A 17,143-nucleotide genomic window follows, 5' to 3' on the forward strand; every position below is an offset into this window, starting at 1 on the left:
ATCAGCATCACCCCCTCTCAATGCCTCCCTGGCAGCAGACCTACTGGAATTCTGAAAGCCTGCACGTCCATCGCCGGAACACAGAACTGCTGCTCCAGCAGCAGCGTTGAGGCCATATTGCTTCGTCAGCTTCATACGTCAGCCTGCAATGGTTCTATGCCACCGCGATATGCACGGAGGCGAAAACCTCAAACGGTTATGCCGTTTGACTTGGCGCGCGATCGACGTGGATCCGCAGATTCCCTCCATACCCGTCCTGTCCCCGCAAAACCGGATGGCACGGTATTCGCTAAATAAGCTGCACTCCCGATTAATTTTCTTTCGCTTGAAAGGATCGTTCGAATGAGCAACAGATTGAAAGTGGTCGCCGTCTCCGGCGGATTGCAACGGCCGTCGCGCACTCTCGTGGTGGTCGAACGCCTGCTTGCCTCGCTCGGCGACACGCTGCCGATCGACGCGCATCTCGTCGAATTGGGACAGATCGCCTCTCGCCTCGCCGGCGCGGTTCAACGCTCGCTGGTCCCGGCCGACGTGGAAGCACATATCAAGGCGATCGAATCGGCAGACCTGCTGGTCGTCGCAAGCCCGGTTTATCGCGCGTCGTATACGGGCCTCTTCAAGCATCTGTTCGATCTCGTGCATCACGAGGCGCTGTTCGACGTGCCTGTTCTGCTGGCCGCAACGGGCGGCAGCGATCGTCACGCGCTCGTCATCGATCATCAACTGCGTCCGCTGTTCAGCTTCTTTCAGGCTCGCACGTTGCCGGTTGGCGTCTATGCGTCGGAAGCGGATTTCAGTGGCTATGCGATCTCGAACCCGGCACTGGAAGAGCGCATTGCGCTCGCGGTGACGCGCGCGCGCCCATGGCTGCATGCCGGCCGCATCCCTGCTTCTTTCCCGCAAGCCGCAACGCTCGCGGCATAGCCCTTTCATCCCATCATCAGGAACATCATGAGCCAGAACCCCTCTCACGACGACGCCGTCAAGTTCGCCTACTGGGTGCCCAACGTCAGCGGCGGTTTGGTCGTCAGCACGATCGAGCAGCGCACCGACTGGAGTCTCGAATACAACGAGAAGCTCGCACAAACCGCGGAGAAAGCGGGTTTCGACTACGCGCTGAGCCAGATCCGCTTTACCGCCGGATACGGCGCGGAATATCAGCACGAATCGGTTTCATTCAGCCAGGCGCTGTTGCACGCAACAACCAAACTCAAGGTGCTGGCCGCGATTCTGCCGGGTCCGTGGCACCCCGCTGTCGTTGCCAAACAACTGGCCACGATCGACCATATTTCGAATGGCCGCATTGCGATCAACGTAGTGAGTGGCTGGTTCAAAGGCGAATTCACCGCACTCGGCGAACCGTGGCTCGAACACGACGAACGCTATCGCCGCTCGAAGGAATTCATTCAGGCACTCAAGGGCATCTGGACGCAGGACAATTTCACCTTCAAGGGTGACTTCTACCGCTTCAACGATTACACGTTGAGTCCCAAACCGGTACAAAAACCACATCCGGAAATCTTCCAGGGCGGCAGTTCGCGCGCCGCGCGTGACAACGCTGCCAGCGTCGCCGACTGGTACTTCACCAACGGCAATACGCCGGAGAATCTGAAAGCGCAAATCGACGACATTCAGACCAAGGCGGCGAAAAACAATCACAAGGTACGTATCGGCGTGAATGCCTTCGTGATCGCCCGCGATACCGAAGAAGAGGCCAAGGCCGTGCTCGCCGACATCATCAAACATGCGCACGTCGAAGCCGTGCATGCTTTCGGCGACGCCGTCAAACAGGCTGGCCAGGCTTCGCCGGAAGGGGAAGGCAACTGGGCCAAGTCGAGTTTCGAAGACCTCGTGCAATACAACGACGGTTTCCGCACCAATCTCATCGGTACGCCGCAGCAGATCGCCGAGCGTATCGTCGAATTGAAATCGATCGGCGTGGATCTCGTGCTGACGGGCTTTCTCCATTTCATCGAAGAGGTGGAGTATTTCGGCAAACGGGTTCTGCCGCTGGTGCGCGAACTCGAACTCAAGCAGCAGGCCAAGGCCGCTTGAACATGACCCAGGCACCGCCGTCCACGCTACCGGACTGGCTGCGCCATCAGGCGCAGCACCGGCCGCACGCCATCGCATTGCGGCACAAGCGGCTGGGCACATGGCACGCGTTGTCGTGGCAAGACGTCGCAACGGCGGTCGAGCAGTTAGCCGGCGGCCTCGCACAACGTGGCTTTGCGACGGGCGACGCGCTGCTGCTCGTCAGTCATCCGCGCGAGGAGGCGCTGTTACTGTCGCTGGCGGCGCAGTGGAACGGTGGCGTCGCGATACCGCTCGACCCACACCTCCCTGACGACGCGTTGCGCTCGGTACTCACGCTGATTGCGCCACGCTTCGTGTTCGCCGATGACGACAGTCAGATAGATCGTCTGCTGGCACACGAGGGATTACAGGTGATTGACGCCAACCCGCGCAATCTGACGCCGCATCCGCATCCCGCCGTAACCGACTACCGTGCATTGCCACTCCACAACGAGAACGGTTTGCCACCCGCTGTCCGGCCCCATAACGACGCATTCACCTTCGTGCGCCACGATGCCGATGGACACCTCGTTGAACAGCGTTTCCCGCATGCGACGCTGGTGCGTGAAGCACAGCAACTCGTCGCCACCGAGAAACTGAACGCAGACGACGAAGCGTTTGCCGCACGCGCATTCGCCGCCGCATCTCAGGCGCGCTATCTGATTGCGCCCTGGCTACTGAGCGGCTTTCGCCTCAATTTCCCGGAGTCGCTCGCGACCCGTGACAACGATCGCCGCGAACTCGCACCGACACTGGTTGCCGGCACTCGCGAAACTTACGCCCGCGTGGCACAACTCGTCGATGAGCGTTTGCCAGGCGCACGCTCGTGGCGACGCCGCCTGATCAATCGTGCGCAACGCAAACAGGGTGGTCCGTTGGCCCGCGCGTTGACCTGGTGGCTCGTCACCCGTCCGTTACGCGAAGTGATCGGGTTCTCACGCACCCATGCGGCGCTCGTCATCGGGCCGCCGCTCGACGACAAAACCGCCGCGCTGTTCGAGGCATTACGCGTCGACGTGCGCGCCTGGCCCGATACCGGCGACTGGCAACGTGTCGAGCATAAGTGTCAGGCGGCGGCACCGCAACGCTATGCAGCAGACGGTGCGTCTGAACAACCGGCCTATTGATTATTGATGCATGACCCAACGTTCAATGACCTCGTCCTCAAACCCGCTCCTCTCGCTCGACCATATCTCACTGTCGTTCAAAGGCGTGAAAGCAGTCACGGATATCAGTTTCGCTGTCCGCACGGGTGAAATCTGCGCGCTGATCGGCCCGAATGGCGCTGGCAAAAGCTCATTGCTCAACGTGATCAACGGCGTCTATCAACCGCAGTACGGCAGCGTGCATTTCGACGGCCACGCCTATCGGCGCATGAATCCGTATCACGCGGCACACAGCGGTATCGCCCGCACGTTTCAGAACATCGCACTGTTTCGCCGGATGAGCGTACTGGACAACGTGCTCACAGGCCGCAATCTGCATCGGCGCAGCACGTGGTTCGAGCAGACTTTTGGCCTCGGCCGCGCGCGCAGCGACGAAACGGCGCAACGCCGCTATGCCGAAGTCGTGATCGAAGCGCTCGACTTGCAGCGCTATCGGCATACCACCGTCGGCACCTTGCCATACGGCGTTCAAAAGCGCGTTGAACTGGCCCGCGCCCTCGCCGCCGAGCCACGTCTCCTCCTGCTCGACGAACCGATGGCCGGTATGAATGCCGACGAAAAACGTGCAATGGCCGGCTATGTGCTCGACGCCAACACGCAATTCGGCGTGACCGTTGTACTCATCGAGCACGACATCGGCGTGGTGATGGACCTGTCGGATCACGTCGTGGTGCTCGACTACGGCAAGAAGATCGCCGACGGCGCCCCAACCGACGTACGCACCAACCCGGACGTGCTGGCCGCTTATCTCGGCACCCGTCACTGAGAGATTGAACGACATGGGATTTTTCCTTGAGGTACTCGTTGGCGGCTTGCTGGCGGGCGTGATGTATTCGATGGTCGCGATCGGTTTCGTGCTGATTTACAAAGCATCCGGCGTATTCAATTTCGCGCAGGGTTCGATGGTTCTGTTTGGCGCGCTCACGTACGTGAGTCTGGTCGAACGGCATGTCAATCCCGTGCTTGCATTCGGCTTGACGCTAGCGGCACTGGTGCTGATTGCATTGCTGATCGGCCGCCTCGTATTGCGGCCGCTGGTCAATCGGCCACCCATTGTCCTGTTCATGGCGACGCTCGGCCTGAGCTTCATTCTTGAAGGCGCGGCGCAATTATTCTGGGGTGCCCAGGTGCACGGTCTGGATCTGGGCATCGACGACAAACCGCTGAACGTGGCCGGCGTCATGATCAGCCAGTTCGACGTCTTTGCCGCGGCGACCGCCGGCGCGCTGGTGATCGGCCTGTCGCTTCTGACCAATCGCACGCGACTCGGCTTGTCGCTGCGGGCCGTCGCCGACGATCCGCTCGCCGCGCTCGCCATCGGCATACGGTTGCCGCGCGTGTGGGCGATCGTATGGGCGCTGGCAGGCTTTGTCAGCCTCGTGGCGGGGCTCCTGTGGGGCGCGCGCCTCGGCGTGCAGTTCTCGTTGTCGCTGATCGTGCTGAAGGCGCTGCCGGTGCTGATCATCGGCGGATTTTCGTCAATCGGCGGGGCGATTGTGGGTGGTTTATTGATCGGCGCATCGGAGAAGCTTGCCGAGGTCTATGTCGGCAGCCTGCTCGGCGGCGGCATCGAAAACTGGTTTCCCTATCTGCTCGCGATGCTGTTTCTGCTCGCGCGTCCTGTTGGCCTGTTCGGCGAACCCGCCGTCGAACGCGTGTGAGGCTGGCTATGTCATCTCCTCACGCCACCGTCAACGCGCCGCGCAAGTTCAAACCGTACTCGCTGCAATTGCCGCGGCTGAAGTTATTGCTCACAGCAACTCCCGCGCTGATCGCGTTCATCGCCGTGCCCGTATTCGGCAACGACTATTGGCTCAACGCGATTCTGATTCCGTTCCTCGTGCTGTCCCTCGCAGGACTCGGGCTGAACCTGGTCACGGGCTACGCGGGCCAGCTTTCGCTCGGCTCCGCTGCATTCATGTCGGTGGGCGCCTATGCCACGTACAACCTGATGGTGAGGGTGCCAGGCTTGCCGCTGCCTGTCGATCTGTTGCTTGGAGGATTGATCACGGCCATAGTCGGCGCCGTGTTCGGTTTGCCGAGCCTGCGTATTAAAGGTTTCTACCTGATCGCCTCGACACTGGCCGCCCAGTTCTTTGTCGAATGGATATTTACGCGAGTCAGCTGGTTTTCCAACGACGACACCTCAGGCGTGCTCAGCGCGCCGCGCCTCACAGCGTTCGGCTGGAAAATCGACACGCCGGCCGCACGTTATCTGCTCGTACTTGGCGTCACCACGATCCTGTTCCTGCTCGCAACCCGCCTCGTACGCAGCGAACTCGGCCGACGCTGGATGGCCGTGCGCGACATGGACACTGCCGCGCGCGTGATCGGCATTCCGATCGGCCGCACCAAACTGCTCGCGTTCGCGCTGAGCTCATTCGTGATCGGCATTGCGGGCGCGTTGTGGGCGTTTGCTTATCTGGGCACGGTCGAGCCGCACGGCTTCGATCTCAATCTGTCGTTTCAGGTGTTGTTCATCATCATCATTGGCGGCATGGGGAGCATCGGCGGGAATTTTCTGGGCGCGGCGTTCATCGTGCTGCTGCCGATCCTTCTCTCGAATGCGGCAGGCGCGCTCGCCAGCGTCGGCATCGAAGCCGGCCAGTTGCAGAACCTGCAGAAGATCCTCTTCGGCACGTTGATCATTGTTTTTCTCATCAAGGAGCCAGACGGGCTCGCAAGGCTGGTTCAGACCGCGCGCAACCGTCTGCGCGACTGGCCGCTGCGCGCATGAATCCGGTTTCATCCATCGCTCTTTTAACCATCGTTTATCTATTCAAGGTCTATCCAGTATGAATTTCATTGACTCCCTCAAGAGGCGTGGGACGGCTTCGCGCGTTGCTGCTGTCGCAAGCCTCATGCTTGCCCTCACCGCCGCATTTGCGTCCAACGCGCAGGCCGCGGGCGAAGAATACTTCCCGCTGCAAAGCTACCGCGTCGGGCCGTATGCGGCAGGCGGCAGCGGTTTCTTCGGCGGCTTCATCGACTATATGAACCTGATCAACAAGCGCGACGGCGGCGTCAACGGAGTCAAGCTGACGTGGAGCGAATGCGAAACCGAATACGTCGTGGAAAAAGGCGTGGAATGCTATGAGCGGCTCAAGGGTGGCCTGAACGGCGCGCCGGCTGCGGCGACCAATCCGCTTTCAGTCGGGATCGCCTACGCGACGCTCGACCGCTCAACCGCCGACAAGATCCCGCTGGTCACGATCAATCACGGTCGCACGGATTCCACCGACGGCGCCGTGTTTCCGTACGTGTTTCCGCTTCAACTCAACCCGTATAGCGAAGTCTCGGCGATCATCAATTACATCGGTCAGCAGTCAGGCGGCCTGAATCAGCTCAAGGGCAAGAAGATCGTGGTGCTCTACCATGGTTCGCCCTATGGCCGTGAGACGATTCCCGTGCTCGATGCGCTCGCCAAAAAGTATGGCTTTGAACTCACGCAGATCGAAGTCCCGCACCCGGGTAACGAACAGGGCTCTCAGTGGCTCACCATCCACCGGATCAATCCGGACTGGGTGATTCTGCGTGGCTGGGGCGTGATGAATCCGGTCGCGTTGAAGTCGGCGCAGAAGGTGGGCTTTCCGGCGAATCACATTATCGGCAACATCTGGAGCAATTCGGAAGAAGATGCGCGTCCGGCGGGCGACGCCGCGAAGGGCTTCATTTCGATCACTACGCATCCGTCGGGTACCGGGTTCCCGGTGCTTCAGGCGATCAATCAGTACGTGATCAAACCCGGCAACGGCAACCTGAAGGACCCGGCGCGCTTCGGCACGGTGTACTACAACCTGGGCGTCGTGAACGGCATTCTCAATGTCGAAGCGTTGCGCGTGGCTCAGGCGAAGTACGGCAACAAACCGCTTACTGGCGAACAGGTGCGTTGGGGATTCGAGCATTTGAATCTCGACGACGCGCGTCTTAAACAGTTGGGTGCGTACGGCCTGGTTCAACCGCTGAAGTTGTCGTGCTCCGATCACGAGGGCGGCGGCGCCGTGCGCTTCCAGCAATGGGACGGACAGCAATGGAAAGTGATCAGCGGCTGGGTTCAGGCGGATCGTGCCCTGCTGCGCCCCATCATCGAGAAGTCGGCGAACGCGTACGCGAAAGAAAAGGGTATTACGCCGCGCGATTGCAGCAAGGATCTCTGAGCATGGGCGCCGCCCCGATCCTGCAGGTCGAGGACATTGCCGTGACGTATAGCCAGCTCATTCCGGCATTGCGCGGCGTTTCACTGACAGTGCCGTCCGGCGCCATCGTCGCGCTGCTGGGCGGCAATGGCGCGGGCAAGACGACCACGCTGAAGGCCATCTCGAACCTGATTCGTGCCGAGCGGGGCGAGCTGACATCAGGCCGCATCGCGTATCGCGGCGATGCCACTACCCACGTGGACCCGTGGACACTCGCCGAACGTGGGCTCGTCCAGGTGCTGGAAGGGCGGCGTTGTTTTGCTCATTTGTCCGTCGAAGAAAATCTGCGGCTCGGCGCGTTTGTGCGCCGGCCTCAACGCGCTGAGCTCGAAGCGGATCTCCAACGCATCTACGGGATCTTTCCGCGGCTCAAAGAACGCCGCAAGACGCTCGCGGGATATACGTCCGGCGGAGAACAGCAGATGGTTGCGATCGGCCGCGCATTGATGGCGCGGCCCTCGCTGGTGTTGCTCGACGAACCTTCTATGGGACTGGCCCCGCAAGTCGTCGAAGAAATCTTCGAGACCGTGGCTGCACTCAATCGCAACGACGGCGTCAGCTTTTTGCTGGCTGAGCAGAATGCGGCGATCGCGTTGCGGTATGCGCAGTCGGGATATGTGCTCGAAGGCGGACGCGTGGTTGCGCATGGGAAGGCAGACACGTTGCTGGAACTGGATGCGCTGCGCGATGCCTATCTTGGGCGTGGCACACCCGTCACGAGTAGCACGCGCTGGGGATCACGCCACGCTGCCCTGCGAGCGAGCGGCTAACGCCACGGACGCCTCAACATTTCAACGCTGCTGCTCAATCCTTATCCACGGAATGCGCAGCAAGTCCTTTTTCGAAGTGCGGGATCTCCTCGCCGCGGACCGGCTTGCCGAGAAGAAAACCCTGAGCATGCGTGCATCCGCAGACGCGCACAAAATTCAGCTGCTCCTGCGTCTCGATGCCTTCCGCCGTAGTCGGCATACCGATTTCTCGCGCCAAAGCCACAATCCCGCGAACCATGGCCGCGGATTCGCGCCGGTACGCGGATTCCTTCACGAACGAACTGTCGATCTTGAGCTTGTCGAACGAGAAGCGCACAAGCGTCGACATGGTGGAAAAACCGGTGCCGAAGTCATCGAGCGCCAGACCGATTCCCAATGCGCGAAGCTTTTCGATGTTGTGCCGGGTGATGACGTCGTCGCTCAACAACACCGTCTCCGTGACTTCGATATTCAGACGCGCCGGCAGCAATCCCGTCTTGCCAAGGATCGCCGCAACAGTCGACGCGAACGACTCCTCCCGCAATTGCACCGGCGACACATTCACGGCGACGCTCACTGCATCACGCCAGGTGGCAGCTTCCGCGCATGATTGCAGCAAGACCCACTCGCCGAGGGCAAGGATGAGCCCCGTACGTTCGGCAGTGGGAATAAATGCGGAGGGAGAAAGCTCGCCGCGAGTCGGGTGGGTCCAGCGAAGCAGCGCCTCGCGGCCGGAAATCGTGTCGTCGCTGAGATCGACGATCGGCTGGTACTCCATGCGCAAATCGCTGTAAGACTGCATCGCGCCTTCCAGATCGCTGCGCAGGAGACTCAAACTTTCGTCGGATGCGTGCGTGGCCGCGTCGAAGATAGCGAAGGCGCTTTTGCCGCTGCGTTTGACTGCGTACAACGCGCGGTCCGCGCAAATCAGCAGTTGTGGCCCTGTATTGGCATGCTCCGGATAGAGTGAGATGCCCACACTCGCACCGATATGTACCAACGCTTCGCTCAACACGAAAGGACGCGCCAGTGTTTTGACGATGCGTTCAGCCAGCAAACGAACATCGCGGGTGGAAGCCGTGCCGTCGGAAATGGCGACGAACTCGTCGCCGGCCAGGCGTCCGACAAGGTCGCCGGCCGGCAGCACTTCACGCAATCGCGTCGCCGCCTCCTGAAGGATCTGATCGCCGGCGGCATGGCCCAGGCTGTCATTGATTGCCTTAAAGCCGTCGAGGTCGATCAGTAGAACCGCGAATAAATGATCCTGCCGTAACGAGCCCGCCGCCGTGCGCTCCAACAGAAGTTCGGTAATGCGAGCGCGGTTGGGCAAGCCCGTGAGACTGTCCTGGTGAGCGAGCCGGTGACTGCTTTCACGCGCCAACAGTAACGCAACGGTGTCGCGATTGCTGCGCAACGCCACGGTGAAGAAACCGGCCGCACAAAACGGCGCCTGAAACAGCAGCACGAGTTTGCCGGAGCCGGGAGAAAGCGCCGCCCCCCACCCCAACAGCCCGAGAATGAGCGAAATCTGAAGAAGCACGAGCCGGGGTGTGCCTGCATTGCGTCCGGCCAATCCGCCGATTACGCCCACAGCGCAAACGTTACCGAGCAGAAAGAGCGTCTGGTTTCCGCTGGTATTGCACAAGAAACTGCCGAACCCGAATAAGACGGCCCAGAGAAGGCTCGCAAAGAGGAAGGCTGAGGTAGGGGTCGGCAGATTCTGGGCGCTGCGCCGGCAGCACAGCCGGATCAACGCAAGACGCGCAACCAGCAGCACGACCACGGCGCTGCTCCACCAGGCGTAAAGGGCTCTTGGGTACAGGTAGTAGGCGGTCGCGCAGACACTGATTTCGCAGATCGACGCAAACACGATCGATGCGGTTCGCGTGAACAGGTTGGCAAGCAATACCTGCCGGTTGTCGGCACTCAGGTCCTGAGCGGAGGACACCACCCACTTGAAAAATGGAGACCTTGGTTCGCTGAAAGCCATGACCTGCACATTTTCACTGGTTAGTGGATCGAATCGGACGCGCCTCGCGATTATTACGTAAACACAAAACAAAATGTCCAAAGCAACGCTACAGCCCTGCTTTGGACGCTATCACGCCGGTATATACCCGCAATGTTGTGCCGCATCCAGGCCGAACACGCGAATATGCCTTACGGATTGCCTCGCACTTGCTTCACACTCCAGCGAGAAAGAAAGTCGTTCAGTCGACTTCTACCGGCACCCGCTTTGCCAGCGCGCACATCAGTTCATACCCGATCGTGCCCGAAGCGTGAGCAACGTCATCGATCCTGACCTGCTCGCCCCACAACTCGACCTTTGAACCGATCTGCGCTTGCGGACATGACGTCAGGTCGACGGTGAGCATGTCCATCGAAACGCGGCCCACCACTTGCGTCATGACTCCATCGACAGCGATTGGCGTACCCGTCGATGCGTGCCGGGGATATCCGTCCGCATATCCGCATGCCACCACACCAATGCGCATCTCACGATTCGCAGCGAAGGCACGGCCATAACCGACCGTTTCCTGTGCCGACAATGACTGCACACCGATCACTTCGCTCCTGAGCGTCATCGAAGCACGCAAGCCCACGTCGTCAATGTGGCGCGACTGACCGGTGGGCGAACCGCCGTACAGCACAACGCCCGGACGCACCCAGTCACGATGCGCCTGGGGGTGCCACAGAACGGCCGCTGAATTCGCGAGACTTCGTTGACCCGGTATGTTGTGAGTCACCGCATCGAAACGATCCATCTGCCATGCAACGTCGCCATCGTCAGCGTTCGCGAAATGGCTCATCAACGTAATGTCCGCGATGGCCGGAATCGATCTGGCTTGCTCCCACGCGGCACGGTACGCGTCGGGTCGGAAGCCGAGGCGATTCATCCCGGAGTTCATCTTCAGATGCACGTTGACGCGCTGACCTGACGACGACAGACGCAACAGATCGAGTTGCTCATGGCAATGCACGGCCATGGAAAGATCGAATTGTTGGGCGATTTGCACGTCACCAGGTCTGAACACACCTTCCAGAAGAAGAATCGGTTTGGACCAGCCCAACTCACGCACGCGGACCGCTTCATCGAGATCAAGCAGCGCGATGCCATCTGCACTCGCGAGCGCCGGGAAAACGCGGTCGATTCCGTGTCCATATGCGTTGGCTTTGACTACGGCCCAGGCCCGTGATCGAGACGCGCGCTGCTTGACGAGGGAGAGGTTGTGGCTGACTGCGCCAGGGTGAATCTGTGCAACGATCGGGCGTGGCATGGGAGGTGTTGGGGACTTGTCTAGAAGGAAGGGATGCCTGTTGCTAAAAGCCGGCGCTACCGCCAACAGGCAGGCTTTCCCACTATCGTATCTAGCCTCAACCAGTTTTTGTTACTGTATTGTTTTAATTTTTTGGGTTTATTTGTCGATTCGCCCGACCGGGTATCCGTCTACCCCAATACCCTTTCCGCGGCAGAACCGTCCCATACCGGGACGGTTCCTCATTTCACAAAGGCAATACTGACGGGAGTCGGTACGCCCACCGATTGCCCCGTGTCCGACACCATGCCAGACGTAGGGTCAATGCTGAACACATTCACCTTCCCGCTACGTTGATTGGCGACCAGCATCCATTTTCCCGACGGATCGATTGCAAATCCCCACGGTCTTTCACCGCCCGAGGACGTGCGCTGAACCAGCGAAAGCTCTCCCGAATCAGAGCTAATGCGATAGACGACTAGCGCATTTTCTCCCCGGTCCTCGACATAGACAAAACGCCCATCATGGCTCACCGCAACCTCAGCGCCACTTTTCACGCCCTGAAAATTCTGGCTGCTTGTCGGCACCGATTGCACCAGTGTCAAACGCCCCTGCTATGCATCCCAGCGTAGCACCATGATCTCTGCGGTCAGTTCGGTTAGCAGATGAACGTACTGACCGTTCGAACCGAAAGCAAGGTGGCGGGTACCACTGCCGGGCGGAACAATGAAGGACCGCGGATCGGTCCCGTCGTCCGGTGACAACGAATGGGCGGCGCGGTCAAAGCCATAAACAAACACACGATCGGCGCCCAGATCGGGAACGAGTGCGTATCGACCTGACGGGTCGACTGTGGCGCTGTGTGCATGCGCGCTCGCCTGCCGGCGGTTCGGTCCGGAACCTGTCTCCTTGATCGTGGACACAAGCGAGCCCAGGCTTCCGTCGCGATTGACCGCAATGCTCGACACGGACCCGCCGCCGTAGTTGGCAGCGAGTAAGGTCATCGAGGGTGTGTCCAGGCCCAGATTCGTGGTTCCACTGCCTCGTGTGGCGACCTCGTTCAATCGGGTGAGCGCACCGGTCCCGCGATCCACCGCGTAGGCGGTGACACTTCCTTCTCTTGTATTGTCGTCATCGACCGAATAGAGAATGGGCAAGCGGGGGTGCGCTGCGACCCACGTGGATTTCGGTCCCTCGGCAACCGGGCCGATCACCGTCAGCTTGCCGGTAGACGTGTCGAAGCGTAGCGCGTGAATCTGGCGTTCCTGCGTGCCAACGTAGGCGAGTTCCGTGTGTGCATCTTCCGGTAACGTAGCGGCGTTGCTGCGCGTGCCGTACATTCCAGCTAACAACGTAAGTGCGATAAATACCGCCACGGCTCCGTACCGTGTCAACCTGTTTTTCTGGTGGGGTGGGGTCGTGTCATAGTCCGCTAGCTTGAAGGTCAGATAGTGTGGGAAGAATGCACGCCGCCTGCCTCCATACGGCTCAAAGGACGCAAGCGGGCAATCATCCGTTATTCCCGACCCCGGCTCACCACGGCGCAATTCTGGTGAAAGCGATCAACGGTCTCCGCATTGTCTACGGGGTGAACTCCTTAACCAGTCTCTTCTGTCGGAAATCAGAGCCGTCTCTGTACGCCGTGAGCACACGGCGCATCCACGATGACGGCGTAATTATTTAATATTCCTTATTTATATGATGGACTTTCGCCTCCTTTCTGATATACGCCCTATTCCGAAATTTACAATCGGAATATATATATAGTATTTCTAATTAATATTAAAAATGAATGGCGCGGCACGCATTGCGTCGATACCGCGCGTTTTTCCTTACCTCACGCCGGCTCCATTCCGTGAGCAAGTTTGGCCGAAGCCGCTTGAGGCGAGACCAGGAACGAGATGAGTGCCTGCGCTTCGGCCCGCTGTTCAGACGTCGTGCAGACCGCAGCCGAGAAAACAGTGACAACCTGGATGTCAGGCGGCAATGTCCCGACAACATCGATGCCAGGCAAATGCATCAGCTCGCTCAATTGCTGGAAACCGAGCTCAACATCCCCACTCGCGACAAGCGAGCCCACCGGAACGCCGGGGGGAGCCTGCACGATGCGCGGTGCGATCGTCTCAGCGATGCCCCAGCGCTCGAATAGGCGAACCAGGTGCGAACCGCTAGGACCCGTTGAGTAGCCGATGCTGCGCGCCGCCAGAATGGCGTCGCGAACCGCCGCTTCACTAGCGATCTCGGGTTGCGTCGCCCCAGCCGCCACGGCAATCGCCACGCCCGAGCGTGCCAGATCTGCCCGCGTGCCCGCAACGACCCGGCCGGCCGCTGCCAGCCGGTCGATCGCGTCGGCCGACAGCACGACAATATCGAACGGCTCGCCGTCCAGAACGCGCCGGGCCGCCTCGACACCGCCGACCGATTCGACCACGACCCGTTGCCGCGAATGTCGCGCGTATTGTTCGACGAGATCGGCCAGCACGTTGCGGGTAGCCATCGAGGAGATACCAGTGATCGCCTGGCTCAGGGTTGGATCGAAGACCATGCTCGCTGCCCTTTCAGTCGATGTAGCGCAGTCCGGCCTGTCGCAACGGCTCGCGCATGTTGTACATATCCAGCCCCAGCACGCCAGAGGCCAGCTTCGCGCGCTTCTCGCCTTCGTTGGCTTCGCGCGCCGCCGCTTTTTCGAGAACCTTTTGCGCCGCCGCTGCAGGCACCACGACCACACCGTCGTCATCAGCCACGACGACATCGCCGGGATTCACCAGCGCACCTGCGCATATCACGGGTATGTTCACCGAACCAAGCGTCGCCTTGACCGTTCCTTTGGCCGAGATTGCCTTGCTCCATACCGGGAACTTCATGTCGGCCAGCACGCGCACGTCACGCACGCCACCGTCGATGACAAGTCCACGTGCTCCGCGAGCCTGGAAGCTCGTCGCCAGCAAGTCGCCGAAATAACCGTCCGTGCAATCCGTCGTGATCGCGGCAATGACGATATCGCCCGGCTGGATCTGTTCCGCCGCGACATGCAGCATCCAGTTGTCGCCCGGTTGCAGCAGGACCGTGACGGCGGTTCCGCTAGCCTGCGTGCCCACATGGATCGGCCGCATGTAGGGTTTCATCAGCCCGGTACGTCCCATTGCCTCGTGCACCGTGGCAGTCCCGAGCGCACCGAGCTTCGCAGCGACGTCGCCGTCTGCCCGCTGAATGTTGCGATACACGACTCCAAGTTCATACATGATCAATGCCCCTTCGCTTTCAATGTTGCATCCAGACGCGGGTAGACACGCCGCGCGTTACCCTCGTAAATCTTGTACCGTTCGTCTGCGTCGATATGCGCCGCCTCGATGTAGCGCTTCGTGTCGTCGAAATAGTGCTGCGTGTAGGGATCGATACCGCGGACCGCGCCAATCATCTCGCTCGCGAACAGGATGTTGTCGACGGGAATCACTTCGGTTAGCAGATTGATGCCGGGCTGGTGATACACGCAGGTGTCGAAGAAAACGTTGTTCAGCAGGTGGTCTTCGAGTGGCGGTTTTTTCATCTCTTGAGCGAGGCCGCGGAAACGTCCCCAGTGATAGGGCACTGCGCCGCCGCCATGCGGAATCACGAAACGCAGCGTGGGGAAGTCATGGAACAGGTCCGACGTCAGGCACTGCATGAACGCAGTCGTATCGGCGTTCAGATAGTGCGCGCCAGTGGTGTGGAAGCACGCGTTGCAACTCGTGCTCACGTGAATCATTGCGGGAATGTCGTACTCGACCATCTTCTCGTAGATCGGGTACCAGTAGCGGTCGGACAGCGGCAGGCTGGTCCAGTGGCCGCCCGAGGGGTCCGGATTCAGATTGATCGCCACGTTGCCGTATTGCTCGACACACTTCACCAGTTCGGGAATGCAGGTGGCGACGTCCACGCCCGGGCTCTGAGGCAGCATCGCAGCCGGAATGAAATGGTCCGGAAAGAGCTGGCTCACCCGGTAGCAGAGTTCGTTACAGATCGCCGCCCACGTGTTCGACACGTCGAAGTCGCCGATGTGATGCGCCATGAAACTCGCACGCGGGCTGAAAATGGTCAGATCGAGCCCGCGCTCGCGCATCAACCGCAACTGGTTGCTTTCGATCGACTCCCGCAACTCGTCGTCGCCGATATGCAATTCGGAAGGCTTCGGCATGTCCGACGGATTGTTGATACCTGCGATCTGCCGGTTGCGCCACATCTCCAGCGCCTTTGGCGCCGTCGTGTAGTGGCCGTGGATATCGATGATCATCGTTGTTCCAAATAGCTGATTTGATGTTACCGCGATGCCACGCGTGACGAGTGGCATCGCCCCATTACTTCGTCAGTGTGCCGTGTTGGGCTGCGGCGCCAGTTCACCGGCCCTCGCCCGTTGAGCCAACAAAATGGCGACCGCAGCCAGCGTTGCGGGCACTGCCAGCATCGCAAGAATCGCCCCGAACAGCAGACCGAATCCAAGCAACGCACCACCTATTGCCGAGCCGAAGATGCTGCCAAAACGGCCCATGCCAAGCATCCAACTGACCCCGGTTGCGCGCGCAACTGTCGGGTAACGGCTCGGTGCAAACGCGTTCAGTCCGGTCTGCGCGCCGCTCATGCAAAAACCCGCAGCAAACACTAGCAACGTTAGCGAGGACGACAATGCCCCGATCCACGCCAGCGCCAGCACGCACAGACCACCGCCAAGGTAGGCCGCGCTGATAACGGGCGCCGGCCGTACCTTGTCCATCATCCAGCCGACAACGATGGCGCCGATCGTTCCACCGATCTGGAACATCGCCGTCACATTAGCGGCCGTCGTGACTGTCAATCCGGCATCTTTCATGAGCGTCGGCAACCAGCCCGTCAACAGATAGATGACGAGCAGACCCATGAAATAGGTCACCCAAAGCGCCGCCGTCATGAAGCCATACCCCTGCGAAAAGAGTACGCCGATCGGTTTGCGCGTTGGCAAAGGCGGTTCGCTGGAAACGAAAACCTCGTCACCGGAAAAGCGCGTGCCGCACACCCGGCCCAGAACCGCACCGATACGTGCGGGCGATGCCCCGCGCACCGCGAGCAGGCGAGCCGACTCCGGCAGCAGCCACATTTGCAACGGAATCAAAGCCAGCGGCAGCGCGCCACCGAAAATCAACACCGAACGCCAGCCGTGTTCAGGAATCAGCCAGCCGGCCGCAAAACCGATCAGGGCCGACCCCAGATTGAAGCCCGTGAACATGATGGTGATCAACAGCGAACGCTTGCGCTGAGGTGCGTACTCCGACAGCAGCGTCGTCGAGTTAGGCATTGCGGCGCCGAGGCCAATGCCCGTCAGCAAACGCAGAGTGGCCATTTCCATAGGCGACTGAGTAAAGGCCGTCGCGATCGTGAACACACCGAAAAGGAAAACCGAGGTAATCAGCACCCACTTACGGCCGATGCGGTCCGAAGCAGGTCCTGCTCCCAGTGCACCGATCACGAGACCCAGCGGCGCCGCGCTCATCACCAGACCGAATGCGGGGCGCGAAATCCCCCAGTCATGGATGATCGAAGGCGCCACAAAACCCATGATGGTCACGTCCATGCCATCGGCAGTCACGATGAGAAAACACAGCGCCACCAGTAGCCACTGGTAAGGCGAGATGGGTCGCTCGTCGATAAAAGCCTTGATATCAATTGTCTTTCCGCTTGTCATTTGTTTC

The 17,143-nt window shown here is 60.2% G+C and carries 14 protein-coding genes and 1 pseudogene; 8 read left to right on the top strand and 7 right to left on the bottom strand.

Annotated features, from left to right (window positions below; all coding sequences use genetic code 11):
• Window positions 1–342: 342 nt before the first annotated feature.
• From msuE to ACUN0E_RS03780, 8 genes are all read left to right on the top strand, one after another.
• Window positions 343–924 carry an FMN reductase gene (msuE, locus tag ACUN0E_RS03745; protein WP_445565702.1) on the top strand — a complete coding sequence of 194 codons (582 nt, stop codon included), beginning with the start codon at window positions 343–345 and terminating at the stop codon, window positions 922–924.
• A gap of 27 nt (window positions 925–951) precedes the next feature.
• Window positions 952–2,055 carry a dimethylsulfone monooxygenase SfnG gene (sfnG, locus tag ACUN0E_RS03750; protein WP_445565703.1) on the top strand — a complete coding sequence of 368 codons (1,104 nt, stop codon included), beginning with the start codon at window positions 952–954 and terminating at the stop codon, window positions 2,053–2,055.
• A gap of 2 nt (window positions 2,056–2,057) precedes the next feature.
• Entirely contained in the window at window positions 2,058–3,203 is a 1,146-nt protein-coding gene (locus ACUN0E_RS03755) for an AMP-binding protein (protein WP_445565704.1), read from the top strand.
• 10 nt (window positions 3,204–3,213) lie between these two features.
• Window positions 3,214–4,008 (top strand): ABC transporter ATP-binding protein, encoded by a 795-nt coding sequence (locus ACUN0E_RS03760; RefSeq protein ID WP_445565705.1) that lies wholly within the window; start codon window positions 3,214–3,216, stop codon window positions 4,006–4,008.
• Between the two features lie 13 nt (window positions 4,009–4,021).
• Window positions 4,022–4,903 carry a branched-chain amino acid ABC transporter permease gene (locus tag ACUN0E_RS03765; protein WP_408224082.1) on the top strand — a complete coding sequence of 294 codons (882 nt, stop codon included), beginning with the start codon at window positions 4,022–4,024 and terminating at the stop codon, window positions 4,901–4,903.
• An 8-nt stretch (window positions 4,904–4,911) separates the two neighbouring features.
• Window positions 4,912–5,979, top strand: a complete 1,068-nt coding sequence (locus tag ACUN0E_RS03770; RefSeq protein WP_408224085.1) for a branched-chain amino acid ABC transporter permease — start codon at window positions 4,912–4,914, stop codon at window positions 5,977–5,979.
• A 124-nt stretch (window positions 5,980–6,103) separates the two neighbouring features.
• Window positions 6,104–7,399, top strand: coding sequence for an ABC transporter substrate-binding protein (locus ACUN0E_RS03775; RefSeq protein ID WP_408224088.1), 1,296 nt, complete (start codon window positions 6,104–6,106; stop codon window positions 7,397–7,399).
• Between the two features lie 2 nt (window positions 7,400–7,401).
• Window positions 7,402–8,208, top strand: a complete 807-nt coding sequence (locus ACUN0E_RS03780) for an ABC transporter ATP-binding protein (protein ID WP_408224091.1) — start codon at window positions 7,402–7,404, stop codon at window positions 8,206–8,208.
• Window positions 8,209–8,242: 34 nt separating this feature from the next.
• Here the strand turns inward: ACUN0E_RS03780 and ACUN0E_RS03785 are convergent, their stop codons facing one another.
• The 7 genes and pseudogenes from ACUN0E_RS03785 to ACUN0E_RS03815 form a co-directional block, all read right to left on the bottom strand.
• On the bottom strand, window positions 8,243–10,177 hold the full coding sequence (locus ACUN0E_RS03785) for a putative bifunctional diguanylate cyclase/phosphodiesterase (protein ID WP_408224094.1): 1,935 nt from the start codon (window positions 10,175–10,177) through the stop codon (window positions 8,243–8,245).
• A gap of 220 nt (window positions 10,178–10,397) precedes the next feature.
• The gene (gene alr / locus ACUN0E_RS03790; protein WP_408224097.1) at window positions 10,398–11,465 is read right to left on the bottom strand and encodes an alanine racemase; all 1,068 of its coding nucleotides are present in this window, start codon (window positions 11,463–11,465) and stop codon (window positions 10,398–10,400) included.
• A 221-nt stretch (window positions 11,466–11,686) separates the two neighbouring features.
• A pseudogene (locus ACUN0E_RS03795) lies at window positions 11,687–12,784 on the bottom strand (lactonase family protein).
• A 497-nt stretch (window positions 12,785–13,281) separates the two neighbouring features.
• Window positions 13,282–13,989 (bottom strand): substrate-binding domain-containing protein, encoded by a 708-nt coding sequence (locus ACUN0E_RS03800; protein ID WP_408224100.1) that lies wholly within the window; start codon window positions 13,987–13,989, stop codon window positions 13,282–13,284.
• A gap of 13 nt (window positions 13,990–14,002) precedes the next feature.
• Window positions 14,003–14,686, bottom strand: coding sequence for a 4-carboxy-4-hydroxy-2-oxoadipate aldolase/oxaloacetate decarboxylase (gene ligK / locus ACUN0E_RS03805; protein ID WP_408224103.1), 684 nt, complete (start codon window positions 14,684–14,686; stop codon window positions 14,003–14,005).
• A gap of 2 nt (window positions 14,687–14,688) precedes the next feature.
• The gene (locus tag ACUN0E_RS03810; RefSeq protein ID WP_445565706.1) at window positions 14,689–15,714 is read right to left on the bottom strand and encodes an amidohydrolase family protein; all 1,026 of its coding nucleotides are present in this window, start codon (window positions 15,712–15,714) and stop codon (window positions 14,689–14,691) included.
• 72 nt (window positions 15,715–15,786) lie between these two features.
• Complete coding sequence (locus ACUN0E_RS03815; RefSeq protein ID WP_445565707.1) at window positions 15,787–17,136, bottom strand: MFS transporter; 1,350 nt, start codon at window positions 17,134–17,136, stop codon at window positions 15,787–15,789.
• Window positions 17,137–17,143: the final 7 nt, after the last annotated feature.

It is taken from the genome of Paraburkholderia sp. D1E (assembly GCF_052682275.1).

Excerpts from the sequence above, each read along its gene's own strand:
- ACUN0E_RS03780 (WP_408224091.1), top strand. The coding sequence starts at position 7,402 with ATGGGCGCCGCCCCGATCCTGCAGGTCGAGGACATTGCCGTGACGTAT.
- ACUN0E_RS03755 (WP_445565704.1), top strand. The coding sequence starts at position 2,058 with ATGACCCAGGCACCGCCGTCCACGCTACCGGACTGGCTGCGCCATCAG.
- ACUN0E_RS03760 (WP_445565705.1), top strand. The coding sequence starts at position 3,214 with ATGACCCAACGTTCAATGACCTCGTCCTCAAACCCGCTCCTCTCGCTC.
- ACUN0E_RS03770 (WP_408224085.1), top strand. The coding sequence starts at position 4,912 with ATGTCATCTCCTCACGCCACCGTCAACGCGCCGCGCAAGTTCAAACCG.
- ACUN0E_RS03810 (WP_445565706.1), bottom strand. The coding sequence starts at position 15,714 with ATGATCATCGATATCCACGGCCACTACACGACGGCGCCAAAGGCGCTG.
- ACUN0E_RS03785 (WP_408224094.1), bottom strand. The coding sequence starts at position 10,177 with ATGGCTTTCAGCGAACCAAGGTCTCCATTTTTCAAGTGGGTGGTGTCC.
- ACUN0E_RS03775 (WP_408224088.1), top strand. The coding sequence starts at position 6,104 with ATGCTTGCCCTCACCGCCGCATTTGCGTCCAACGCGCAGGCCGCGGGC.
- sfnG (WP_445565703.1), top strand. The coding sequence starts at position 952 with ATGAGCCAGAACCCCTCTCACGACGACGCCGTCAAGTTCGCCTACTGG.
- alr (WP_408224097.1), bottom strand. The coding sequence starts at position 11,465 with ATGCCACGCCCGATCGTTGCACAGATTCACCCTGGCGCAGTCAGCCAC.
- ligK (WP_408224103.1), bottom strand. The coding sequence starts at position 14,686 with ATGTATGAACTTGGAGTCGTGTATCGCAACATTCAGCGGGCAGACGGC.
- ACUN0E_RS03765 (WP_408224082.1), top strand. The coding sequence starts at position 4,022 with ATGGGATTTTTCCTTGAGGTACTCGTTGGCGGCTTGCTGGCGGGCGTG.
- ACUN0E_RS03815 (WP_445565707.1), bottom strand. The coding sequence starts at position 17,136 with ATGACAAGCGGAAAGACAATTGATATCAAGGCTTTTATCGACGAGCGA.
- ACUN0E_RS03800 (WP_408224100.1), bottom strand. The coding sequence starts at position 13,989 with ATGGTCTTCGATCCAACCCTGAGCCAGGCGATCACTGGTATCTCCTCG.
- msuE (WP_445565702.1), top strand. The coding sequence starts at position 343 with ATGAGCAACAGATTGAAAGTGGTCGCCGTCTCCGGCGGATTGCAACGG.